Below are 23,975 nucleotides of genomic sequence, written 5' to 3' on the forward strand. Positions count from 1 at the left end.
CAATCGATCGCCCATGCCTTCAAGAACATTGTCCCCTCGAGCAGATCCTGCGGTCCACCGCGCCGACAATGGCGCGATGTAGCTCTTACCCAAAATAGTCGCGGATGCATCTCCGCGACCCTCTTGTTGTCACGCGAACTTAACGTTCTTGTTCAGAGGCAGTTCGCGCAGACGCTTTCCTGTGAGTGCAAAAATGGCGTTCGCGAGCGCCGGTGCCGCAGGCGGAAGGGGGGTTCGCCAATTCCGCGCACTTCAGTGCCAAGCTGCAATCCCTTGACGATGATTTCCGGTGCCTGATGGAATCTCATTCCCTCGAACGCGTGATAATTGGTCTGGACCGGCGCGAAATTATCGTAAGTCAGCTCACAATTCATCGCATGGCCCAGGCCCCAGATAATCCCTCCCTGGACTTGCGCCTCGAAATTAATCGGGTCGAGTACGCGCCCAACGTTGCAAACGGCGTAGACTCTGTCGATGCTGATGCCTTGCGGCGTATCGCTTACTTCAACGACTTGTGCCATCGGCACGCCAAACGATAATGCCAGGGCGACCCCACGTGCTCGCCCGTTGTCCATGCGCGATCCCTTCCAGCCGGAGATATCCCGCAACGTCTGCAAGACGGCCTTCGAAGTCTCATGATTGCATAGGCGAATAAGCTCCGACATCGGATCAGCGCCGGCGGCATGGATCAATTCGTCCAAGAAGGACGCATGATGGAAGCCATTGCCGGAGGCTCCAACCGATCGCCACGGGCTGACGGGCACCATTTCTTCCGCGCGGTAACCTGTCACCCGGTAGTTGGGTATCGCGAAAGGTTGATCCCAGACACCGTTGACACTCGTAGCGTCGGGACCGGGAGGAACGGGCGCCTGCAAACGGTTAAACCAAGAGGCCCCCATTGATTGGCCGGCGATATCAATGCTCATGCTCTCGACCTTGCCATCGCGAACCGTTCCTCTTGCGCGTGAGAACTGCATCGGGCGCGGATAATCGTGCGCCATGTTCTCTTCGCGGCTCCAAGTCATTTTGACCGGAACGCCCTCCATCGCAATCGCAAGCTCGATGGCCTGAAGCGCATAGGTATCGTCGAGTCGTGCTCCAAAGCTGCCGCCAATCGGCTGGGCGTGAACATGGACTTTGTCTTCCGGCAGTCCGGCCAGCTTCGCAGCGTGCACCTGGAGGAATAGCGGAATCTGCGTTCCCGTCCAGATGTCGAGCCGTTCCTTCGTATAGAGTACAACCGCATTCATGGGTTCGAGTGGTGCGTGAGCTAGATACGGCGTCCGATACTCAGCCTCGATCGGGTTGGATGCGGCGGTCAATGCCTTCTCGACGTCTCCGTCGTTGCGAAATCGGCTGTCCTGCAGGTCTTTGGAGAACGAACTCTCTAAAACCTTCCACATTCCAGACGAGTTGGCCGGATAGGGAGGATCGTTCCATTCGATCTTGATCGCGCCCGCGGCCTGGAAGGCTCTCCACGTGTTATCGGCGATGACGCCGACACCGTCTTTGACTGGGACGATCTTTTTTACGCCCCTCATCTTTTCCGCGGTAGAGGCATCATATTGTTTGATCGTGCCTCCCATACCGGGATTGGCACGCACGGTTGCGTACACCATTCGATCCAAGCGAATGTCAATCCCATACCGCTGTGTACCAGTTGACTTCGCAGGGATATCGATCCTGCGCATGCTCTTGCCAATGTAGCGCCACTCCTGTTCTGGTCGGAGCGTGACATCAGTAGTGAGTGCAAGCTGCGCTGCCTCAACGGCTAGTTCCGCGTAAGTAACCGACTTGCCGTCGGGCAGAATGACCTGGCCGTCTTTAGTTTTGAGTTGCGATGGGGACACTCCCGATCTCCTGGCGGCCGCCTCCTTCAAAGTCTCGCGCGCAACAGCCCCCGCCATGCGAAGTTTATGGTAACCATCGGGTACGGTGGAGGAACCACCCGTGATCTGCATACCTAGCAGACGGCTTAATACTTCGCCGCCACCACGCGCGCCCCGTGCCAAGAAACCATCATCGATTGTCGCAAAGGGCAGGCTGTCGTCCATGATCCGGGTGTTGAAATATACGGGACTTGGCGGACCAGGATCGATACGAACCGCATGCGGATCCACATCGAGCTCTTCGGCAAGCAGATGGGCTTGGATGGAATAGGAGCCCTGGCCTTTGTCGGCTCGAGGAGTAATGAGCGTGACGCCTTTTGCATCGATCCGGACGTAGGGAGTGATCGCGGCTTCGCCCGGCGCGAGCCCGTTCAGCAACGGATTCGGAGGTTCCTTGCGATACCGATAGTAGCCGAACGCAACGCCTCCGGCGATCGCCGCGGATCCAATCAGAAACGTGCGTCGCGCAATCTTTGCAAGCCGAGCCACGCTATTTTCCCTTCATCATTTGGGCTGCAGTTTTGACGGCGCGCTGGATGCGAGGGTAGGTGCCGCATCGACAGAGATTTCCATCCATCGCATCAGCAATATCGGCATCGGACGGATTGGGATTTTTTGAAAGAAAGGCGGCCGCGGTCATCATTTGGCCAGGCTGACAATAGCCGCACTGCGCGACCTGGTGCTCGATCCAAGCCTGCTGAATCACGTGCGGCATTTTTGGTGTTCCGAGCCCCTCGATTGTTGTCACGCTGCCCCGAACCTCTCCAGCACCGATAGAGCAGGAGCGGACCGCGGTGCCGTCGACGTGGACGGTGCACGCACCGCACAGGCCAGCGCCGCAGCCATACTTCGGTCCTGCAATTCCCAGTTCATCTCGAAGGACCCAAAGAAGCGGAATTTCCGGTTCGATGTTCAAGTCGTATCGCTTGCCATTGACAGTCAATTGCATTGCGAATGCTCCAGCAGTTGTGAATACGACGGTTGGCGCCAGTCTGCTCTTCAGGAGCTCCCAACCTTACAGGCATAGTTGAGGCCCCGCGGGCATCGCGCGGTCATTCCCTATGAGTCGTTCATCGCTTCCTTCTTCTTTTACCTGAAATAACTATTTTTTTGCAAGTGACGAAGTTTTGTTTAAATTCTTTAGATTTGATCGAGAACGGGGCCGATTTCGGCCTGCTGTGGAAGGAACTAGTTTGTGGTCGATCTAGCGAGTCATCCAAACATCGCCTTGACGGACGGAAGGCATCCAACATCAGCGTGAGGTGTTAGCTTCCCAGTATGATGCGTGCCAATTCCGATGGATTTTCAACCGCTGAAAAGTGACCGGTATCCTTGAGTGTGAACATGCGCGCGTTGGGGAGCAGTGCTCGGGTCCGCTCCCGTTCGTTCGGGCGCGACCAATCGCTGTCGCCATAAATGAGCGTTACGGGCGCCGGAACTGCCCGGTACCAGTCCCGCGCCTTACTCCAGGATTGCCAACCCGCCAGCACCTTGCGCGCGGCCCGCTTGTATCCGGGACGATGCGCCACTTGGTCGAACTCGGTAAGAAGGTCGGGAGGAAGTTTTCGTGGATCGTGATATCCGCCAGCCATGATCTTGCCGAGCACCATCTTGTTTTCCACCGACGCATTGAATGCGCCTAGAATCGGGATTTGCAAACTTCCGATGATGAAATTCGCGAACCAGTTGCCGCGCCGGATGCCATCTCCGTAACGGGTTTCGTAGTCGTAAGGGTTGATCGCGAAGACGCGCTCGACCCGTTGCGGAATTGCGGCCGCAACCGTGAGAGCCAGAGCGCCCCCGATCGATTCGCCTACAAGTGTGACCTCGGTGAGGTTGAGCTTCTCGATGAAGCCAATGACGCCTTGCCTGAAATACGGCTCATCGAAGCGCGCAAGTGGGTCGATCGGCGAATGACCGTGTCCAGGCAGATCGATAGCATAGACCGTATATGACTTGGCGAGGAGCGGCGCCAAACCGCGAAAATATTCGAGCTGTGTGCGGATCGTATGCACAAGAACCAATGGTGGTCCATCGCCAGTCTTTTCGTAACGCAAGCTAAGCGTATCGGATACCTGCAAGAGGCTCGTTTTGGGTTTGGACGAGGTTAGCATTTGATTTCTCTCTTCTTGCATACGCAATTGCCTGAGCAATAAAAGCCGTCTGGTTGAACAAAGAAGTCAGAGCGGCCACGCCGCTCGGCGGAGTTGCGGTCCCGCGGCGACGAGCGGTTGTTTCCCCAAGCCCGTCGAACGCTTCGTGCGTACTGATATCAAATTTGACTATGGAAATACAAGTCACTATAGTTTTATTATTCAAGAGGGATGCCGTCGAGATCGCAACCGGTTTGAACCTGCTGATGAGGGAGCGAGTTTGGTCGATTTAGCAAACCATCCAACCGTCGTATCACATCGAGCCGAGGCAAAGGCGTCCCCGCCGCACACATTGGATGCCGGCCGGCTTCGATCATTGTGTTTGGAAGCGGGGGCGGACGACGTAGGGTTCGTCGAGGTCGATCGAGAAGATATCGCGGCACACCGTGCAGATATCATCGGCGTGTTCCCACGGACGAAATCCGTCATCAGCATTGTATGCCGGATGAATCGCGAGAACATCCGAACTCCAATGCGATCCATCGCAAATGTCGAATTTCACCACGTCGTTCACGAGACAGACGGTGTGGTTCGAGAGATAGTCAGTAGACTGGAGGGCATTGGCGTTCGAGCGATCAATGCAGCTGCCGTCGGCTTTCCGATGGAGATGGACCGATTCGGCGCAGGCAAGCAGTGGCTGGTATCGCATAAGCCCATTGCCGAAGCGGCCGGTCTTGGTCGGATGGGCATTCATCGCAACGTCATCCATCCCAAGTTCGGCAATTTTATACTTCTCGGGACCGTTTTGGTGGACGCGGAAGTTAGCGCTTATTCCCGACCGCTCGACTACAGCCCTTGTCTGGAATGCAAGCTCTGCGTTTCCGCCTGTCCCACTGGTGCGATCGCACCGGACGGGCATTTTGATTTCGCGGCTTGCTACACGCACAACTATCGTGAGTTCTCAGGCGGCTTCACCGATTGGGTAAATACGGTCGTCGACAGCCCAAATTCGCGTGCCTATCGGGAAAAGGTGACGACGGCAGAAACGGCCTCAATGTGGCAAAGTCTTTCCTTCGGTGCGAATTACAAAGCCGCTTACTGTATGGCTGTGTGTCCTGCAGGCGAAGATGTGATCGGTCCGTATCTCGCCGACCGAAAACAATACATGGAGGAAATAGCTAAACCGCTTACCGAAAAAGTTGAGACCGTTTACGTCGTCGCCGGATCGGACGCTGAGGCCTACGTGCCACGCCGCTTCGCGCACAAGCCCATCAAACGTGTCCGCAACGGACTTTCGAATCTGCGTTCGATTGTTGCCTTTCTGAGATCACTTACGTTGGTCTTTCAACGGGGACGGTCTGCCGGCCTTAATGCGGCGTTTCATTTCACATTCGTCGGCCGTGAAGCCGCGGAAGTGACCGTCGAGATCAGGAACAAGACGATAAAGGTCACCAATGGTCTTCACGGTGCAGCAGATTTCGCTATGACGGCCGATAGTGACGCGTGGCTGCGCTTTGTCCGCAAGGAGGTGAAGCTGCCTTGGCTGCTGCTGCGCAGGAGCGTTCGCTTCCGCGGTTCACCGAGGCTCCTGCAGGCCTTTGGCCGATGCTTTCCTTCTTGATTTCTCGGCGTGCACGGATCGCGACCTGAGGCCTTGCAGAAGGCAGGGCGAATTGGCCAATGAGCTGCTTGCATCGCCTGCTGCATCTAAGTGACCTTGGGCGAACCTAAGGCGAACCTAGAACAGTCTTTCTCCGGTTGCCAAACGCCCGATATGGTGGGAGCTCGCTGGACATCGCTGGTCATCCGCGATCTTGTCCGGGGGCAGGTGGTTTCAGGATTTTCCGGCGCGCCGGAATGGCACCCATGTGTTGTCTGATCGTCGAAATATCCCCGAAAGGCGTGGTCTGGTACGTCGTGAATTCTATTCGAACCATCCCCGCGCGCCGTGCCCTCGCTCATCAACTTGAAGACTCAGAAGGGAGCGCGAAACGTGACTCAGTCCAACAAACGTGAAGTTTCATCTGCCGTACAAGAGACCGCACTTATTGTCGGCGGCGGGCCAGGCATTAGCTCAAGCTGCGCCAGGCTGTTCGCGGAGAACGGCATACGTGTCGGCGTAGCAGCCAGGAATCCCGAAAAACCGGTCCTTGAGGCTCTCGAGAAGACGCATGGCGTGCGTCGCTACGCCTGCGATGCAAGCGAACCGGCGGCGGTGAAAGAGTTGTTCGAGAATGTCGTTCGAGACATCGGGACACCGAGGCTTGTCGTCCATAATATCGATGGCCGGGTTCCCGGCATTTTCCGCAAGAGCGTCGTCGAGGCCGACCCGGTCATGGCGTTTGAAACTCTCAGAAACGCGGCGTTCAGTGCCTTTCTGGTGGGTCAACAAGCGGCTCGACTCATGCTCGGAAACGAACTCGATGCCAACGGCGCGAAAGGGACCATCATCTTCACGAACGCCAGCGCAGCGCTCAAAGGTTTCCCGTCCAGCGGTGCCTTTGCAATGGCATGTCATGCCAAGTCCGGGCTCGCACAAAGCATGGCAAGGGAGATGATGCCGCACGGCATCCACATAGCAAACGTGCCGATCGATGCGGCGATTGGCTGGACCCGGGAAGACGGTACCCGCGCACACCGACTGGCGGGAACGACTGTCGACGACAACATGGCTGACCCGGACCGCATCGCGGAAACCTATCTGCAACTCCATCGCCAGCATCGGTCGACCTGGGCATTCGAAGTCGTGCTGCGGCCATGGATCGAGAAGTGGTGACTGGTCGAACGGTCGCAGCGAAGCAGACCTAAGTCACCCTCAAATGCTTGGGTAGGATATCTTTCTATTGGAACGATCTCTAACGCGTCTCGCTTGACAGTTCTATTTTGGAACGATTTACTGCGACCTTGATCGAAAGCGACTAGGCGGATCTTCTTCCCCGTCGCAATTACCGGCGTTTTGATCGTCGAGGAAGCGAGTATGTGGTACACGCCTGATGAAACTAGGGGTGCCTTTTGAGTTGAATTCAGGGAGTGCGAGTGTCCACCGAGGTTCTTTTCCGACCGTTCAAGCTCAAAGGGTTGAACCTGCCGAACCGGGTTGTTATGGCGCCGATGACGCGCTCGTTCTCCCCCGGCGGAGTTCCGACTGGCGACGTCGCGCGGTACTATCGCCGCCGCGCCGAAGGAAAGGTCGGGTTTATCATCTCGGAAGGTACCGGCGTAGACCGCCCGGCCTCCCTGAACGATCCGAACGTTCCCCGCTTTCATGGCGAGAAAGAACTGGACGGCTGGCGACATGTGGTCGACGAGGTGCACGCCGCAGGTGGCCTGATGGCTCCGCAATTATGGCATGTCGGAGCCGTTCGCACCCGCGCTCAGGACTGGTCTCCTGCCGGTTCCTACGACAGTCCGTCCGGCCTGTCGCGACCAGAGAAGAAGCTTGGCGAACCGATGAGCGAAGAAGACATCGCGGACGCCATTCGCGCCTTCGCCGATGCGGCGCTTGCGGCGAGGCGCCTGGGATTTGATGCCGTCGAACTCCACGGAGCGCACGGTTACCTGATCGATCAGTTCTTTTGGGAAGGCACCAATCGCCGGGAAGATGCTTATGGAGGCCGGGATTTGCCCGGCCGGGCGCGATTTGCAGCCGATATCGTCCGTGCTGTGCGTAAGGCCGTTGGAGCCGAGTTTCCGATCCTGCTCCGCATCAGCCAGTGGAAGCAGCAGGACTTCGACGTAAAGCTGGCCGATACGCCCCGGGCATTGGAATCCTGGCTCAAGCCTCTGGTCGACGCAGGCGTCGACATGCTGCATTGCTCGCAGCGCCGTTTCTGGGAGCCGGAGTTCGAAGGTTCCGATCTGAATTTCGCGGGGTGGGCGAAGAAGGTGACTGGAGCTCCGACGATTTCTGTCGGGTCAGTCGGCCTGACCGGCGAGTTCATCGCTGCATACGGCGGAGAGAACTCCCGACCGGCGTCCCTCGAGGAGTTGATCCGCCGGCTGGATCGGGAGGAATTCGACCTTGTTGCGGTAGGTCGGGCTCTGCTTCAGGATCCACGGTGGCTGGTGAAGGTACGCGACGGCCGTACGGAAGAACTGATGGCCTTTGACCGGACCGCATTCGCAGCATTGAGCTGAGCGGCTGTGGGAACTTGCGCCCGAGTACGACGGACGTCGTCGCGCGGATTCGCGACGGTCGAAATCGGCGAAGCCCGATTTACTCAGTTCTGGATAACCAAGTCGCGTTCACAGGGAGACTCAGGAATGGCCCATTTCTTTTGCAAATTTATTCCGCCACGCAACGATTTCCTAAAGACCATGACCGGCGACGAAGCGCAGTTGATGAAGGCTCACGGCGGCTATCTTCAGGAGCTGCTCGAGCAGGGAAAGATTGTGGCGCATGGACCGGTTATTGATCCTCAGGGCGGCGGCTTCGGCTTGTCCCTTTTCGAGGTAGAAGACGAAACAGAACTATCCAAATTGACCTCGCACGATCCGATGATTGCGGCTGAAGTCGGAGCTCGTTACGACGCATTTCCCATGATCCAGCTCCGCTATCGCAAATAGCCTACCGTATTCGTATTCGCTGCGAAGCGATCAGCCTCCGCGATACCAGGTTCGGGGACACCCAAGCGGAAACCTAGCAGGACCCCTATGACTTGTGAGAAATGAAGTCTGGCGACTCGAAGAATTCTATTCGCGATCGAATTTTGTCGGTTGCGTTTCAGTCGCTCAAGGAGAACGGCTTTTTAGGCGCAAGCACTCTTGAGATCGCAACCAAGGCCCATGTGTCGAAACGCGAGCTCTATGCTCTTTTTCCGAGCAAGGACAAGATCCTTTTCGCCTGCATCGCCGAACGCGCAAGCGCGATCAGTGGCAGCGTCGCAGAACTGCCCGAACCCAGCACATCGCACGAACTCTTTAACGTTCTCCGGGAGTTCGGATTTATATTTCTCAAAGACGTCACGCGCGCCGACGCTCTCACTGTCTTCAGATTCGCGATTGCGAGAAGCGGTGATCTACCGGAAGTCGCGCGCATTATTGATAGGAATGGTCGCCGCGCGACCCACGAAGCGCTTGCGAAACTGATCGACCACGCCGTTAGCCGCGGCCTCCTGAAGCACTCGGAGACGAAGCAGATGGCGCGAGCATACTTGGGACTTTTGTGGTCCGATCTTCAGGTAGGACTTCTTTTGGGAGTCCTGAAGCCTCCCGCGGAAGACCAAATGAAGCTCCTCTCAGAGCAGGCTGCTCGGGAGTTTCTGGCGATCTATAGTACCTAAATCGATTATCTAACACGGCTTGGCGCCTCGGTTCGCCCAAGCCGTATATTCTGCAGGTTTGTTTGATCGCTCTTTTGGGAGGCACCTCGCCAGGAAGATACTTGCCCAAGCCGGGGCCTGCCCGGCAGCCCGGTTAGCGACCGATATCGACCGTGCGGCGGGTCAATCTGTCGGGCCGAGTTTCCAATACTGCTCCGGCTCAGCTAGTTGAGCCAGCAGGACCACGGCGCAGCACTGGGCAATTGGCCGACAGTTATTCGAGAGTCATCGCTGCTGAATAGCTGTTATTCAAATATTTTGTAGCAGGTGCTTTGGCGGCCGTTCCAAGCTGGCCTCGCAAAGAAAAAATCGGCTGTACGCCGACGGGGAGAGCCTGTGTGCCGTTGCGCAGGCGCCCGAAAGCACTTTTCGGAGATCAGCGCATGAGTGAGGCCAAAACCCAGGTCGGTCAGATCCGTACCGAGGTGCACGGGCATGTGTTCAAGATTATCATCGACAATGTGGCGAAGAAGAACTCATTCAGTCCGCAGATGATGGCGCAGATGTCGGACGCGATGACGCTTCTGGACCGCACGGACGACTACTGGGTCGGGGTACTCTGCGCCGAGGGCCCGGATTTTACAGCGGGCCTCGATATGCCGAAGTTCTTTGGACCCAAGGCCGAGAATACCGAGATCAAACCAGGCAACGTCGATGCGTTCGGGCTCAAGAACCGATGCCGCAAGCCGATCGTCACGGCAGTACAAGGGATTTGCTTCACGATCGGCATCGAAATGATGCTGGCTGGCGATATCGTCGTGGCGGCCGACGACGCCCGGTTCTGCCAGATGGAGTCTAAGCGCGGAATCGCACCGCTTGGCGGTGCCCACTTCCGGTATTTGACGCGAGCGGGATGGGGGGATGCGATGTATCACCTGTTCCTGTGTGATGAGTTCGGCGCAGCCCGAGCTCACAAGGTCGGGTTCGTCCAGGAAGTCGTTGCGCCCGGCGAGCAGATCCCTCGGGCGATGGAGATCGCGAATCTGATCGCCGGTAACGCGCCGATCGGTGTTCAGGTGACCAAGGAAGCCGCGTTGAAATACATCGAGGCCGGTGAACAAGCTGCGATCGATTACATTCCAAGGATCAAGGATCGCGTTTTCAACAGCGAAGACATGAAGGAAGGCATTCAGTCTTTCGTGGAGCGTCGTTCGGCAGTGTTTCGCGGGAAGTAGCCGGCCCGGCAGCGCAACTTCACTTACAGGCTTGAGGACTTGAATATGGGAAGCATCAAGAAGGCATTCGACCTGACCAGCAAGAACGCCTTGGTTACAGGCGGCTCCCGCGGCCTCGGGCTGCAAATCGCCGAAGCGCTGGGTGAGCAGGGGGCGCGGCTCGTGATTTCCTCCCGCAAGGCGCCGGATCTGGAGAAAGCCCAGACGCATCTTGCCGGTTTGGGTATCAAGGCGGACTGGATCGTGGCGGATAATTCAAAGGACGATGACGTCAAACGGCTTGCCGACGAAACGATCAAGAAGCTCGGGCGGGTAGATATTCTGGTAAACAATGCCGGCGCAACCTGGGGCGCGCCGACGGAAGATCACCCGATCGAAGCGTGGGACAAGGTGATGAACCTGAACGTCCGATCGTTATTCCTCCTCAGCCAGCAGGTGGCGAAGCGCTCGATGATTCCGAACAAGTATGGCCGCATCATCAACCTTGCCTCGATCGCGGGATTGCTGGGAAGTTCAGGAGATATGCAGACGGTTGCCTACAATACGAGCAAGGGTGCGGTGGTCAACTTCACGCGGGCGCTGGCGGGAAGCTGGGGGCGCTACGGCATTACGGCCAATGCTCTGGCGCCCGGATTCTTTCCGTCGAGAATGACCAAGGGTACCATCGAGACTGTTGGAGTGGAAAAGCTCGCCGCCGGCGCGCCGCTGCGCCGCATCGGTGACGAGGATGATCTGAAAGGCGCCGCGGTTCTCTTCGCGAGCGATGCCGGCAAACACATTACCGGTCAAATCCTTGCCGTCGATGGAGGCCTGACGTCCGTGCTGTCGTCTTCCTGACGTGGCCCGTCGAAGCGCGAACTCCATGCCGCCATCGGTTTCGCGGTGATACGGCGATGACGCGCTATTGATGAAGGACTAGGGAACCACCAGGGTCAGCGTTTCAGCAACCAAGGCCGGCGTTTGGCTGTTCTCGATCTCCAGTATAGCGTTGCCTTTGATCAGCAAGCGTCCGTTGTCTTTCGGTTCGACGCTGGTCATGGAAATCTGCAGGCGAACGCGGCTGCCGGACTTTACCGGTGTCAAAAACCTGACCTTGTCCAGACCATAGTTAAAGACGGCAGATGCATCGACCGGAGCGAGTCCCAAGTCCATGCCGAGCGGTGCAATCAATGATAGGCTCAGGAAACCGTGGGCAATGGTGGCGCCTGCGGGACTTTCTCGGCTCGCGCGATCTGGGTCGATGTGGATCCACTGCTTGTCGCCCGTGCAAGTCGCGAACTGGTCGATCATGGACTGATCGACAATGACCCAATCAGATGTCCCGAGATCTTCGCCTACGAAATCTCTGATCGTCGTGAGTGTTAGCTTTGCCATCGCTGGTGCTCGTTGTTTTCGATATTGAATATCGGCATATTCTGCCGTCGCGCGGAGGAGGCCATGACGATTTTGTTGAACGAGATCGCAATATTGAATAACCCTCCGAGGATGTTATCGCTCACGCTTCCCTACCCGGTGGCTTCGTTCGCGCGCGCCGGCTTGGGGCCAGAGCTCTTGCTCGAAGGATGACAGCGTGACCGAAGCAAACTGGGATCTATTTCGCTTATTTTCCGTGGTGGCGAGAACCGGTAGCGTGAATCGCGCGGCGCACGAGCTGGGTATGAGCCAGCCGACGCTGAGCAGGCGCCTTAAGGAACTGGAGCGCTACGTGGCTGCGCCCCTGTTCTTTCGCGCCTCGTCAGGCGTAAAGCTGACGCAGGAAGGCGAAGACCTGCAACGCTCGGCCGGCGAAATGATGCTCGCGTTCGATTCGTTTCAACGCGATCTGCGTTCCCGGGTCGGGCAGCGATCATCTGTGGTCAGGATATCGGCGACTGAGGGAATGACCAAGCACTGGCTTCTGCCTCGCGTCAAGAAGCTGCGGGAACTCAATAGACGGATCTATCTGGAAATAATCTCTACGGTGAACCAGCAGAGCGTTGCCACGAGTGACCTGGACTACGTTATCAGGATGGGAGATCCCGGTGAGAACGATCTTATTGGAAAGCGGGTCGCCGATATACCGATGGGCATATTTGCTTCCGAGCGCTACCTTGCCGCGCGGCCGGTACCACGATCATTGCACGATCTGAAGGATCACGACATCATCGGTCATACCGCCGATTTTGTTTCGTTCCGCAATATTCGGCCGAGTCAAAGACACGTATTGGAGTATTTTTCGACAGCCGCGGGCACCCGTAGCGTTGTCCGGGTCAATCCCGTGGCCAATCATTTCGCCGCCGCCGGTGTGGGGCTCGGACTCGCGCTGCTTGCGGTACCGTTTGCGCAGGCCGAAGGGCTCGTTCAGGTGCTGCCGCAAGAGACCGTTACGATGAACGTTTGGCTACTCCGGAGACGCGAGAGCGACCTCAGAAAATTGACCCGAGAGGTCAGGCGATTTTTAGAAGGCGAGTTTGCAGCTTCCAAAGCATGGTTGGCCGGCACCCATCGGACTTCCAGACCAACCAGGCGCAAGGCCTGAACAGGCAGATGAGAAGGCCGGCATGGCCAATCCGCGCTGAACAGCCCCAATTGAGAGGGGCCACCGCCATCTACGCGCCCTCCATCTCTACCCAAAAGTCGTGATTGGGAAGGAAGTCGGATGATCGCTTCGAATGGGTAATCCTCAGCAGGCTTGGTTATTGCCAACGTCGAAAGATAACGCTGGCGTTGACGCCCCCGAAGCCGAATCCATTCGAAATCGCATGCTCCATGGTCATGCGCCTGGCCTCACGGGACACGAGGTCGACTCCTTCCGCGGCAGCGTCGGCATTTTCGAGATTTAGAGTGGGCGGCGCGATCTGGTCGCGTAACGCGAGGATCGTGAAGATCGCTTCCGCACCCCCGGCGGCGCCGAGCAGATGACCAGTCGCCGATTTGGTGGCGCTCACGGCAATCTTTCCGTCGCGGCCGAAAACGGCTTTGATTGCTTCCAGTTCGGAGACGTCGCCAACGGGAGTCGAAGTGGAATGGGCGTTGAGATGCTGGATATCACCGGGCTCAAGGCGGGCCTGCCGCAACGCGCCTTCCATGGCGCGGCGCGCGCCCGCGCCGTCCTCGGGTCCTGACGTGATGTGGTAGGCATCAGCAGTCGTACCATAGCCGGCGATTTCGGCGATTGGTTTGGCGCCCCGCCGGAGCGCGTGTTCCAACTCCTCTATGACCAGGATACCGGCGCCTTCGCCCATCACGAAGCCGTCGCGGTCGCGGTCGAAGGGGCGGGACGCGCGCGTTGGCGTTTCGTTGAAGCTCGTCGAAAGGGCCCGGGCGGAGGCGAAGCCGCCTAGGCTCACCAGATCGATGCAGGCTTCTGAGCCACCGCAAATCGCAACGTCCGCTTCTCCGGAGCGGATCAAGCGTGCGGCATCGCCGATCGCCTGGACGCTCGCAGCGCAAGCGGTGACCGGCGTACCGATGGGACCTTTGAAGCCGTAACGGATGGAGATATGACCGGCTGCGAGATTGGCGAGAAAGGAGGGCACGGTGAAAGGCGAGAGGCGCTTGACCCCGCGCTGATCGGTGGTGCGCACCGCCTCGACGATTGCCGGAAAGCCTCCGATGCCCGACGCGATCACGGTCGCGGTGCGTTCCAGCGAATGCGCGTCGGAAGGGGTCCAAGCCGCCTGCGCAATGGCCTCGGCCGCAGCGACCAGCGCGAAGAGGATGAAGCGATCCATCCTGCGCTGATCCTTGGGAGGAACAACTATATCCGGATCGAAGCCTCCATCCGGATCGTCGATCTTTTTCGGTACGATTCCAGCAATCCGCGCGGGAAGGGCATCCGCCCAGTCGGGAAGAGCGGCCAGCCCGGAACGGGCCGCGAGTAGGCGAGACCACGCCAACTCACTGCCGCAACCCAGCGGTGACACCAATCCCAGCCCCGTAATGACGACGCGACGCATAATGAGATTACCTTTCTGAGTTTTCCCCGACACCTCGTCGTCCGACGGGCGCAAGATTGGCTCCGAACCGCAATGGATTGCCTTAGCCGTCGGTCGCGCCGGATCGGACCATCGCACCGCAACGACCACAATGTAAGCGCTGACGCCCGGTCGAGATCGCTCAGGCAAATCCGGCTACGCCGGCAATCCCATTTGTTTGCGAAGGCTCTTGTCGAAGATCCCTTCGGGCACGAAACGACGCAATACGCTCACTTGGCGCGCAACCTTTCCGCAGGTGTATCGCCGACGGGGCGATGTGGTAGTCGCGGCCTCCACGACCCTCTCGGCTACAACGTCGGGACTATCGGCCGTCTTCATGACCTCTTGCATAACCGGGCCGGAGCGTATTCGCGCCGAGGCGTATGCCTCCTGGCGCCGATCCGGGAGCAACATGTTCTGTTCGAATGAAGAGCGGGTGTACGCCGGCTCAAGCAAGCAAATGCGGATGCCGAACGTCCGCACCTCGTGATCGAGGGATTCCGAATAGCCTTCGAGAGCATGCTTCGTGGAGGAGTAGAGGGCCGAGAAGGGGGCGGGGATCAAACCAAGCACCGAACTTACGTTGACGATCCGGCCCGCCTGTTGATTTCGCATGATCGGGAGAACCGCATTGGTGGTGCGGATCACTCCGAAAAGGTTGACGTCGAACAACGCCTGAGCCTGGACGACCGAAGATTCTTCAGCTCCGGCAAGCAGGCCCATGCCCGCGTTGTTCACGAGAACGTCGATCCTCCCCGTCGCATCGAGCACCTTGCCGACGGCTGCATTCACCGACGCGTCGTCCGTCACGTCGCAGGTGACCATCGTGATCCCCTCGAGGGTACTCGCGCCGGCGCGCCGGCTCGTGCCGAACACGCGGAATCCGGCCCGATGCAGCGCCTTTGCGGAGGCCTGCCCGATTCCTGTGGAAGCCCCGGTTACTATTGCCACTTTACCGTCTGATCGCATAAGAGCCTCCGGACTGTTCGTTACAGAGCCTTTTCGGAATATCTCGTCGCCGGACTACCCGACTGCATGAGCGCACGGCTCAATGCAATGCGAGCGTTTTCAAGATCCGTCCAGAGCGATGCATTCTCCAACGACGGAAAACAGACAAGCTCCCCCTGCGCCAATGCCTGGAGCGCGGTGTCAACCAGTTGCTCCGCGGACATGAACAGTTCGTTGGGAAAGGGAGCTGCTGTAAGACCGGATGCTTCAAAGAACTCGGTGCGAACCGGGCCGGGAAGTACCGCCTGAACAACGATGTTTGTCTTCGCAAGCTCCATCTGGAGGGAGCGTGTGAAATTCAAGACATATGCCTTGGAGCCGGAATAGCCCGCGCCGGAAGGCGTCGGCATGACCGCAATCATGGAAGCGATGTTGATGATCGTTCCGGTATTTCGACGCAGAAAGCCCGGCAAGACGGCACGAGTCAGTCGTGTCAAGGCCAGGATGTTGATCCTTATCAGATTCTCCAGTGCGTCCGCAGCTACTTTCGAGGTAGGCCCAAGCGCACCCAAGCCGGCATTGTTGATCAGGACGTCGATGTCCTCCCGCTCGGTCAGTAGCGCTTCGATGCGCAACAGATCGTTCGCATCTGAGAGGTCAGCAGTCACTATCTCGACCGCGCGGTTTGTCTTGATCTTAATTCTCTTGGCAACGTCTTCCAGCCGGTCTCGGCGACGGGCGACAAGAATCAGGTCGTAGCCGCGTTCCGCCATTCGTTCGGCATAGGCATCGCCGATCCCCGACGACGCACCGGTGACAACTGCAAAACGGTGAAGGTTGCTCATGTCAATCTAAGCCTCCAGCAATTGGCATGGATCTAGACCGGATCCTGAATCGGGTACGGCACCGGTCTGTTTTCTTCGAGCCAGAGCTTCTCATATTCTGAATTTGGCGGTGGCGCAGGCATGCCTTGAATCTGCCAGAGATCAAAAGGCGTTTCGTCGATATGAATTTCCCAATCCCTGCCGCGATCCTTGATGTAGGGCGCCAGCGCACTTTCCGCCCAGCCCATCCATTTGGCTTTCAACTTCCTGGCGTCAGGCGGGAATGATCGCGCGATATGATCCACCCAGATGCGAACGAAATTGTGCGCCGGCTCGCCACCCATGTAGAAGGATTCTGGCGCAACCTCCTGAAAAGCGACGATGACGTAGAACTTTGGCAGCGCGCGATAAAGCCCGGTGATGCGCTGTGACAAGGCGTGCTTGTCTTCAGCGGTAAAGGCGCCAACCGGATGATATATCTTCCAAAATGGCATTTTCTCTCCTGGAGCCGTTCGCGGGCCAGTGAATCTCAATAATGATCATCATCATTATTAAACGGCGTTGTCAATTGCTAATGATGATGTATATCATTGTTACCGGGTGGCGGTTGGGAGATTGATCGTGCGGATTACTGAAAATCAGGCGCAGAAGAATCGGCAAAAGGTTGTTGCGAAGGCCTCAAGGCTGTTTCGCGAGGGTGGTTTCGGCGGCATTTCGGTCAATGATCTGATGAAGGCGGCCGGCTTTACGCATGGCGGCTTCTACAATCATTTTGAATCGAAAGACGCGTTGGCCGGCGAGGCACTCGATCACGCGTTCAGACAGATGGACGGCTTGCGGGAAAGAATGCCGACTCTGGATGAATTCATAACGTCGTATCTGTCAGAGGAGGCCCGGAACGCGCCCGGCTCGACATGTCCGGCGGCTGCACTGGCAGGCGAGGTCGCTCGACAGCCGGATGCCTTAAAAAGTGTTTTTGCCGACGGTGTTGAGCGAATGATCGTGTCGATTGCAAATTTGTTGCCCAAGGCGCCGTCCACGCGCGACGAGGCGGTGGATGTGGTTTGTCGTATGCTTGGCGCGTTAGTCCTGGCCAGAGCGATGCCAGCGTCCAGCAGCCTTGGCCGCGAATTGCTCGCGACCGCAACAGAGCGGTGCCGCAAAAGCGCGATGACCTCAAACCGACCACGACGGGACGGGAGCAGTAGAAGACGTCAGGACTGATGCTTCCCCACCGGGTGTAGAGCCGTCAATCTGATGACTTGATAGGTGCGAACCTCTTTGTATTGCTCGCCAAGAATTCTCTCTGCCCAGGCTGCATTCGGCCGCCAAGGCAAGGGGAAAGTCCAACCAGATCGCAAAAGCGGCTGTTCTGCAGGGGGAAATTATGATGAACCGGTTTTGGCTGAAGCAGTATCCGGATGGAGTGCCTGCCGATGTCGATGTCCACCAGTATTCTTCGCTGATCGAACTATTCGAAGAAAGCTTTGCGACGTTTGTCGATCGTAAGGCGGCTATCTGTATGGACAAGGCGATCACCTACGGCGAACTGGACGAGATGTCATCCGCCATTGGGGCCTACCTGCAAAGCAGGGGGCTCCAGAAGGGTGCCCGCGTTGCGGTCATGATGCCAAATGTTCTGCAAAATCCTGTCGCGTTAACTGCCGCTTTGCGTGCGGGTTATACAGTAGTGAACGTCAATCCTCTTTACACTCCGCGGGAGCTGGAGCACCAGCTCAAGGATTCCGGCGCGGAAGCCATAGTTATTCTAGAGAATTTCGCGACGACTCTGGAAAAGGTGCTGCCGCGGACAAGCATCAAGCACATTATCGTCGGCCGGATGGGTGATCTGCTTGGTTTCAAGGGCGTAGTCGTCAATTTTGTGGTGCGCACGATCAAGAAAATGGTCCCTGCGTATTCCCTGCCAGGCGCTGTCTCGTTCAACGATGCGCTGTCTGCCGGTCGGAAGATGAGGCTGAAGAAGCCAAAAATAGGCCCCAACGATGTTGCCTTTCTCCAATATACCGGCGGCACGACGGGCGTCTCAAAAGGCGCAACGTTACTTCACCGCAATATGGTGGCCAACGTGCTTCAAATTGCTGCGTGGACAAAACCGGTCTTGCACAAGCCGCCACTGGTTGAGCCCTTCCTGACAGTCTGCGCGCTGCCCCTCTATCACATCTTCGCGCTCACGGCATGTTTCCTGTTTTCCGTGCGAGTAGGCGGTACCAACCTTCTGATTGTAAATCCGCGGGATATTCCTGGTTTCGTCAAGGAGCTACGAAAGTACAAGGTCCATAGTTTCCCTGCCGTCAACACCTTGTTCAACGGCCTTCTACGTCATCCCGATTTCAAGAACGTCGACTTTTCGGAATTGAAGCTTGCAATCGGTGGAGGAATGGCGACCCAAAAGACTGTCGCAGATAAATGGCTCGCTGCGACAGGATGTGTTCTCTCCGAAGGCTACGGCCTATCAGAAACGGCCCCGACTGTGACCTCGACGCCGGCAAATCTTGCAGAGTTCTCCGGAACGATCGGCCTGCCTCTCCCGTCCACTTACATTTCGATCCGGGATGATGATGGCAAGGAGGTGGCGCTCGGCGATGCCGGCGAGATTTGCTGCAAGGGGCCGCAGGTGATGGCCGGTTACTGGAACAGACCTGATGAAACGGCTCTTGTGATGACAAGCGACGGTTTCTTCCGGACAGGCGATATCGGCGTGATGTCGTCCGACGGGTTCACCAAGATCGTGGATCGTAAGAAGGACATGATCATTGTCTCCGGCTTCAACGTCTATCCAAACGAAGTCGAAGAAGTAGTCTCCAGCCATCCGGGAGTCATGGAATGTGCCGCGATCGGTATCCCCGACGCAAAATCCACCGAAGCTGTCAAAGTGTTTGTGGTCCGCCTCGATCAGCATTTGACGGCGCAAGACGTTATCGATTTCGCCAGGATGCAATTAACGCCGTACAAGGTGCCGAAGCACGTTGAATTCAGATCTGAACTTCCGAAGAGCAATGTTGGCAAGATTCTGCGCCGGGAACTGAGGAACGAAAACTCAAAAAGCCCGGCAACCGCTTGATTTGATAGGCTTCGTCGCCAGGCGTCGAAATTGACGAGTGACCTCTGTGTCGTCCTTCATCCCTTGGCGAAGCCGGTGCATGAAGAGAACCGAAGGAGCTGCGATCTCCGATGATTGACGCGCACGAGACCTTTGGCGGGAGTTGGCCGTTCGAACCTCGGTTCTTTGAGGGGAACGGCTTTCGGATGCATTACGTCGACGAGGGGGCCGGTGAACCCATCGTTTGTCTGCATGGCGAGCCCACCTGGGGATACCTCTATCGGCGTTTCATTCCGCCGCTTTCCGCCACGCACAGAGTCGTTGTTCCTGACCACATGGGTTTTGGAAAGAGCGAAACTCCTCGCGATCGCGAGTATTCACTGAGAGCTCATGTCGACAACCTGACTAAATTGATCGAAGCGCTCGATCTCAGGAACATTACGCTCGTTGTGCAGGATTGGGGCGGGCTGATCGGCTCAGCATTCACGCTGCGACATCCGGACCGCGTCAGGCGCCTGTTTCTCCTCAATACGTTGACCGGCTATGGCAAAACATCCGCAGGATCGACGCCCTGGTTTCAATTCATCCTTAAACATCACAAAGCCGGTACGATCGGCGAGGTGTTGGGACACCTGGAAGCCAATATTCTCAGTATTATGAAGACACAAGGTCTCGAAAATTTGTCGGCGGTAGATTCCCGTTGGCTTGCGGCCTATGGCTCGGCCTTTCCAACTAAAGAGGACTGTGTGGGTGCAATCGAGTTTCCGCTTGACGCTTTGCTCGGTCGGATCGCTCCGTACCTCAATGAGGGCTTTCCGCTACTCAAAAACCTGCAGTCGAAGCCTGCGATGCTTGCGGTCGGGATGAAGGATCGAGCGATTGCGCCGGAGAGCCAGATCTCTGATTTCAAGGCAATATGGCCAGAGGGGCCAGTCATTAAGCTGCCGAATGCAGGACACTTCAGTCAGGAAGACGCTCCAGAGACCATCATTGCGTTGATCGAGCTGTTCATCCAGGGCACCCGATGATGTGCATACGAACCCGGCTGCGTTCCGCAGTCAGGGGCGGCCCTTTGGTTGGCGACAGCATCTACAAGGTGGTCAAGTATGCTGCAGGGCTGCATTCGCAGGGCGCACTTCAGCATACCATAAGTATCATATAGGAACGCTACGTCCTTACCGAAAAGGTAGGACCAGTTTCCGAATAGCGACCGGCGCAACGGGCTTTCGCGGCCGATTGAAGTTGAGATCCTTCTATCCCCCTCGTGAATCGGCTTTGAATGTACTTGACGAGTTCGAAAATAGAACTGTAAGTTGGAGAAAAGACGACGGCCCAACCAGTGGCCGCAGGTTGCAGGATTGCGGCCCGATAGGGCGCGCGCTCCGCGGTTCATCGGGAGGACGCCATGCTCAAGTTTTTTAAACCTGCTTTCGCGTTGTCGCTGTTGGCCCTGGGATCATCCGCGCTTGCCGCTGATGCCCCGGGCGTAACGCCCTCTGAAATCAAGGTCGGAGGAATCTTTCCTTTCAGCGGACCCGCATCGTCGATCGGGCTCGTTGGCCGAGGTATCCTCGCTTATGTCCAATCCGTTAACGACCGCGGCGGCATCAACGGCCGGAAGATAAACTACATCGCCTATGACGACGCCTACAGCCCGCCAAAGGCGGTGGAGCATGCTCGCAAGCTTGTTGAAAGCGATGAAATTGCCTTCATGTTTAGCCAGCTTGGCACACCCGCCAATACGGCGGTGGCGAAATATCTGATCTCAAAACGCGTGCCGACCATAGCTATCGTCTCTGGGTCGAACAAATTCACAGATGTAACGGATTTTCCCCTGACGACAACCAGCCTGGTCAGTTTCGATACCGAGGGAAAGATCTACGCCAAATTCCTGACGAAGACGCTGCCGAAGGCGAAGTATGCCATCCTCTATCAGAACGATGATCTGGGCAAAGATTACGTCAACGCTTTCAAGGCAATCCTGAAGAATGATTTCGACAAGAAGGTCACTGCGATTTCCTATGAGATCAACGATCCGACGGTGGATTCTCAGGTCGTGACCTTGAAGAGTTCAGGTGCGGAGGCGCTTCTGGTGGCGGGAACGCCAAAATTCGCTGCGCAAGCCATTCGTAAGGCTGCCGAGATCGGGTGGCAGCCAACAATCCTGCTGAACTACCCCTCGGCTTCTGTTGGTGCGACCCTGAAACCCGCGGGTCTTGAGAGGTCAACCGGGGTGATAGTCGGCACGATTGTGATGGATGCGACCGATGCGCAGTGGGACAGTACCGACGGGATGAAGAACTATCGGGCCTTCATCGACAAGTACATGACCGGCGCCGACATTGCCGACGGCAATTACCTGTTCGGTTACACGCAAGCCATGCTGCTAGAGCACCTGATCAAGCAGTGCGGCAACGACTTGTCCCGAGAAAACATCGTCAAGCAGGCAAAGAGCCTGAAGAATGTGGCGTTGCCGACGCTGCTGCCCGGCATCAGCGTCACTACGAGCGACAAGATCAACATGAACTACACGCAGATGAGGCTGCAGCGCTGGACCGGCACCCGCTGGGACCTTTTCAGCGAAGTACTTGACGCCTCATCGGAGTGATCACAGAGGGAACGTCGGGGCCTCACGGCAACAGGCGCCACCTGTCGCCGTGAGCGTCTCAATGTCACGATTGCCGCCACATCCCCCGGCGAAAGGGCGAGCGATACCAATGCGGGCAGGCCGTTTTGCCCAGAGACGAGGCATTGCGCAGCGCTGGGCGGCCCTCTCTGCCGCCGTGCGATCGATTTGAACTTCCGCCGAATCGGATAATCGCCAGCTGCTGCTGGCTCTCCGCCATGTTTCGGCTCATTCCCGCACGATCGGCCCCCGACCGGCTGGCCAACTGTGGGTTGGAAACCGGCCAAAAGGTGTTCCAATCAAAGAAATATTGACTATATATCAGCAAGGCACATGTTGGCCCGTGATCGATTTGCAGAAAACCAGGTGGTTAAGCCCCGAATGGCAAAGAATAGCCTTGATGCGTCTTGTCCTGTGGCGCGGACGCTCGATATCGTGGGCGCCCGCTGGACGTTACTGATCGTCCGTGACCTTCTCCCCGGCACGATGCGGTTTCAGGACCTCCAGGAACGTCTGCCCGGCATGGCGCCCAACGTGCTCTCTGATCGTCTGAAAACACTTGAGGCACATGGTCTCGTAAGTCGCAAGTTCTACAGCGATCACCCCCCGCGAGCCGCTTATACCCTTACCGACCGGGGTTATGAACTCGGCGTCATCGTTCTGGCCCTTGGCCGATGGGGCATCCGGCACGTCGGCGGTAAGTTGGATCGAGGTCTCAAGCACGATGAGTGTTTCCAGCACCTGCAACAAGCTACCGACGCCCTGGTCCGCCGGCCGGTTCAGCGGGTAAAATCCGCAGCTAAAGCTGTTTCCCAGAAAAACTGAGGACATTGAGCCAAACCGGGGCTCGACGTACCAACCCAACGCAGCGAGCTGATCTGGCAATAGACCTGATCGAACGCCGGGGTAGCCACCGCTGCCTTCTCCAACGCAGTCACGCAGCTAGTGACTTGTAAAAAACAAGTAAGTATAATATAGACATTGTTGGCCTGCTTCCCGGCGCCTGCAACATCGTAACGAACGTGCTCCTTTGAAACGGCGAGATGTCATGAACCCTGAAAGCCCAATTTTGGTTACAGGTGCGGCGGGGCAGGTGGGAGCGGTCGGGCGTTCCCTGACGGAGATGCTTATCGATCGCGGACTGAAGGTGCGCGCGCTCGTTCGCACAGACGACAGTCGCGCCGATGCGCTACGTCAGAAAGGCGCGGACGTCGTTGTCGGCGACCTATTGGATCTGAAGGCCGTGCATCGCGCGGTGGAGGGATGCGATCGCATTTACTTCGGAATGTCGATTGCAAGTACCTACCTTGAAGCCGCCGCAAACATGGCAGCCATTGCGAAACATCACGGGGTCAAAGCATTCGTCAACATATCGCAAATGACTGTCGCCGAAATGAGCGTCCATGCGACCACGCCCAGCCCGGCACAAAAACAGCATTGGCTCGCAGAGCAAATATTTAGCTGGGCAGGGCTGCCAGTAGTGGAGGTGCGGCCGACCGTTTTTCTTGACGCATTCTTTTTTCGTCTTTCCGCCCATACAGTAAGTGCACAGAACAAACTGATGCTGCCGTTCGCTCGCGGCAAGACGTCGGCGATCGCAGCCTATGACACCGCCCGGGTTATGGCTGAAATTCTTGCCGACCCGTCGAAGCACATCGGAAAAATCTATCATTTGACCGGTCCGGTGTCGCAGGATCTGGACGGCGTCGCGCGCGAGTTCTCCGAAGCGCTCGGTCGCCGTATCGAATATGTTGATGTGCCGCTTGAACCATGGAAGGAGCAACTGGCAAGCATGGGCGTTCCACCCCATCTCGTCGCCCACCTTGCAACGATGGCGGTCCTTCATCAAGAAGGACGCTATGATCGGTTCTCCGACGATGTGAAAAGCCTGATAGGCGAGCCTGCGATGACCGTGCGCCAGTTCGTTCAACGGAACGCTGCTGCATTCAACGCCGGTGCTTAGCAAAAGGGCCGACGCGACCAGATTGCAACGTGCCCATGACCGACGTTACAGGCGCGAAAGTAGAATGCGTTACAGCAACGCCTGATCTACCGGACATGTACTGCCAAGCCCTTCTTCGG

General features: G+C 57.3%; 22 protein-coding genes. 14 read left to right on the top strand and 8 right to left on the bottom strand.

All coding sequences use genetic code 11. From position 1 onward, the window contains the following. Nucleotides 1-152: 152 nt before the first annotated feature. From IVB05_RS13460 to IVB05_RS13470, 3 genes are all read right to left on the bottom strand, one after another. Nucleotides 153-2,378, bottom strand: coding sequence for a molybdopterin cofactor-binding domain-containing protein (locus tag IVB05_RS13460; RefSeq protein WP_247784842.1), 2,226 nt, complete (start codon nucleotides 2,376-2,378; stop codon nucleotides 153-155). A 1-nt stretch (nucleotide 2,379) separates the two neighbouring features. Further along, nucleotides 2,380-2,838, bottom strand: a complete 459-nt coding sequence (locus IVB05_RS13465) for a (2Fe-2S)-binding protein (RefSeq protein WP_247784843.1) — start codon at nucleotides 2,836-2,838, stop codon at nucleotides 2,380-2,382. A 316-nt stretch (nucleotides 2,839-3,154) separates the two neighbouring features. Beyond that, a complete protein-coding gene (locus IVB05_RS13470; RefSeq protein WP_247784844.1) occupies nucleotides 3,155-4,024 on the bottom strand; it encodes an alpha/beta hydrolase in 870 nt (289 codons plus the stop codon). 124 nt (nucleotides 4,025-4,148) lie between these two features. Between IVB05_RS13470 and IVB05_RS13475 the strand changes: the two genes are divergently transcribed. From IVB05_RS13475 to IVB05_RS13505, 7 genes are all read left to right on the top strand, one after another. Continuing rightward, the gene (locus tag IVB05_RS13475; RefSeq protein WP_247784845.1) at nucleotides 4,149-5,603 is read left to right on the top strand and encodes a 4Fe-4S binding protein; all 1,455 of its coding nucleotides are present in this window, start codon (nucleotides 4,149-4,151) and stop codon (nucleotides 5,601-5,603) included. A 372-nt stretch (nucleotides 5,604-5,975) separates the two neighbouring features. Continuing rightward, a complete protein-coding gene (locus IVB05_RS13480; protein ID WP_247784846.1) occupies nucleotides 5,976-6,758 on the top strand; it encodes an SDR family oxidoreductase in 783 nt (260 codons plus the stop codon). Nucleotides 6,759-7,018: 260 nt separating this feature from the next. Next, a complete protein-coding gene (locus tag IVB05_RS13485; protein ID WP_247784847.1) occupies nucleotides 7,019-8,119 on the top strand; it encodes an NADH:flavin oxidoreductase in 1,101 nt (366 codons plus the stop codon). Between the two features lie 126 nt (nucleotides 8,120-8,245). Then, nucleotides 8,246-8,548, top strand: coding sequence for a YciI family protein (locus tag IVB05_RS13490; RefSeq protein WP_247784848.1), 303 nt, complete (start codon nucleotides 8,246-8,248; stop codon nucleotides 8,546-8,548). Nucleotides 8,549-8,649: 101 nt separating this feature from the next. Continuing rightward, complete coding sequence (locus tag IVB05_RS13495; protein WP_247784849.1) at nucleotides 8,650-9,264, top strand: TetR/AcrR family transcriptional regulator; 615 nt, start codon at nucleotides 8,650-8,652, stop codon at nucleotides 9,262-9,264. Between the two features lie 422 nt (nucleotides 9,265-9,686). After that, the gene (locus tag IVB05_RS13500; RefSeq protein WP_247786680.1) at nucleotides 9,687-10,478 is read left to right on the top strand and encodes a crotonase/enoyl-CoA hydratase family protein; all 792 of its coding nucleotides are present in this window, start codon (nucleotides 9,687-9,689) and stop codon (nucleotides 10,476-10,478) included. A gap of 45 nt (nucleotides 10,479-10,523) precedes the next feature. Next, a complete protein-coding gene (locus IVB05_RS13505) occupies nucleotides 10,524-11,315 on the top strand; it encodes an SDR family oxidoreductase (protein ID WP_247784850.1) in 792 nt (263 codons plus the stop codon). A gap of 78 nt (nucleotides 11,316-11,393) precedes the next feature. On the opposite strand, the gene IVB05_RS13510 is transcribed toward IVB05_RS13505, so the two are convergent. Next, nucleotides 11,394-11,852 (bottom strand): MaoC family dehydratase, encoded by a 459-nt coding sequence (locus IVB05_RS13510; RefSeq protein ID WP_247784851.1) that lies wholly within the window; start codon nucleotides 11,850-11,852, stop codon nucleotides 11,394-11,396. A gap of 196 nt (nucleotides 11,853-12,048) precedes the next feature. Here IVB05_RS13510 and IVB05_RS13515 point away from each other — a divergent pair, with 196 nt between their 5' ends. After that, complete coding sequence (locus tag IVB05_RS13515) at nucleotides 12,049-12,996, top strand: LysR family transcriptional regulator (RefSeq protein ID WP_247784852.1); 948 nt, start codon at nucleotides 12,049-12,051, stop codon at nucleotides 12,994-12,996. A 157-nt stretch (nucleotides 12,997-13,153) separates the two neighbouring features. Here the strand turns inward: IVB05_RS13515 and fabF are convergent, their stop codons facing one another. The 4 genes from fabF to IVB05_RS13535 all read right to left on the bottom strand — a co-directional run bounded on the left by fabF (nucleotide 13,154) and on the right by IVB05_RS13535 (nucleotide 16,700). Next, the gene (gene fabF / locus IVB05_RS13520; protein ID WP_247786681.1) at nucleotides 13,154-14,416 is read right to left on the bottom strand and encodes a beta-ketoacyl-ACP synthase II; all 1,263 of its coding nucleotides are present in this window, start codon (nucleotides 14,414-14,416) and stop codon (nucleotides 13,154-13,156) included. A 174-nt stretch (nucleotides 14,417-14,590) separates the two neighbouring features. Next, entirely contained in the window at nucleotides 14,591-15,403 is an 813-nt protein-coding gene (locus IVB05_RS13525) for an oxidoreductase (protein ID WP_247784853.1), read from the bottom strand. 20 nt (nucleotides 15,404-15,423) lie between these two features. After that, nucleotides 15,424-16,227: an SDR family oxidoreductase gene (locus IVB05_RS13530; RefSeq protein ID WP_247784854.1), complete on the bottom strand. Its 804-nt coding sequence runs from the start codon at nucleotides 16,225-16,227 to the stop codon at nucleotides 15,424-15,426. 32 nt (nucleotides 16,228-16,259) lie between these two features. After that, the gene (locus tag IVB05_RS13535; RefSeq protein WP_247784855.1) at nucleotides 16,260-16,700 is read right to left on the bottom strand and encodes a tautomerase family protein; all 441 of its coding nucleotides are present in this window, start codon (nucleotides 16,698-16,700) and stop codon (nucleotides 16,260-16,262) included. A 127-nt stretch (nucleotides 16,701-16,827) separates the two neighbouring features. On the opposite strand from IVB05_RS13535, the gene IVB05_RS13540 reads away from it, so the two are divergent. The 6 genes from IVB05_RS13540 to IVB05_RS13565 all read left to right on the top strand — a co-directional run bounded on the left by IVB05_RS13540 (nucleotide 16,828) and on the right by IVB05_RS13565 (nucleotide 23,856). Then, nucleotides 16,828-17,430 carry a TetR/AcrR family transcriptional regulator gene (locus tag IVB05_RS13540; protein WP_247784856.1) on the top strand — a complete coding sequence of 201 codons (603 nt, stop codon included), beginning with the start codon at nucleotides 16,828-16,830 and terminating at the stop codon, nucleotides 17,428-17,430. Between the two features lie 166 nt (nucleotides 17,431-17,596). After that, the gene (locus tag IVB05_RS13545; protein ID WP_276578746.1) at nucleotides 17,597-19,288 is read left to right on the top strand and encodes a long-chain-fatty-acid--CoA ligase; all 1,692 of its coding nucleotides are present in this window, start codon (nucleotides 17,597-17,599) and stop codon (nucleotides 19,286-19,288) included. Between the two features lie 110 nt (nucleotides 19,289-19,398). After that, on the top strand, nucleotides 19,399-20,295 hold the full coding sequence (locus IVB05_RS13550) for an alpha/beta fold hydrolase (RefSeq protein ID WP_247784858.1): 897 nt from the start codon (nucleotides 19,399-19,401) through the stop codon (nucleotides 20,293-20,295). A 377-nt stretch (nucleotides 20,296-20,672) separates the two neighbouring features. Beyond that, nucleotides 20,673-21,875: an ABC transporter substrate-binding protein gene (locus IVB05_RS13555; RefSeq protein ID WP_247784859.1), complete on the top strand. Its 1,203-nt coding sequence runs from the start codon at nucleotides 20,673-20,675 to the stop codon at nucleotides 21,873-21,875. A 351-nt stretch (nucleotides 21,876-22,226) separates the two neighbouring features. After that, entirely contained in the window at nucleotides 22,227-22,718 is a 492-nt protein-coding gene (locus IVB05_RS13560; protein WP_247784860.1) for a helix-turn-helix domain-containing protein, read from the top strand. A gap of 223 nt (nucleotides 22,719-22,941) precedes the next feature. Beyond that, the gene (locus IVB05_RS13565; protein ID WP_247784861.1) at nucleotides 22,942-23,856 is read left to right on the top strand and encodes an NAD(P)H-binding protein; all 915 of its coding nucleotides are present in this window, start codon (nucleotides 22,942-22,944) and stop codon (nucleotides 23,854-23,856) included. Nucleotides 23,857-23,975: the final 119 nt, after the last annotated feature.

This window comes from Bradyrhizobium sp. 170 (genome assembly GCF_023101085.1).
Lineage (GTDB): Bacteria > Pseudomonadota > Alphaproteobacteria > Rhizobiales > Xanthobacteraceae > Bradyrhizobium.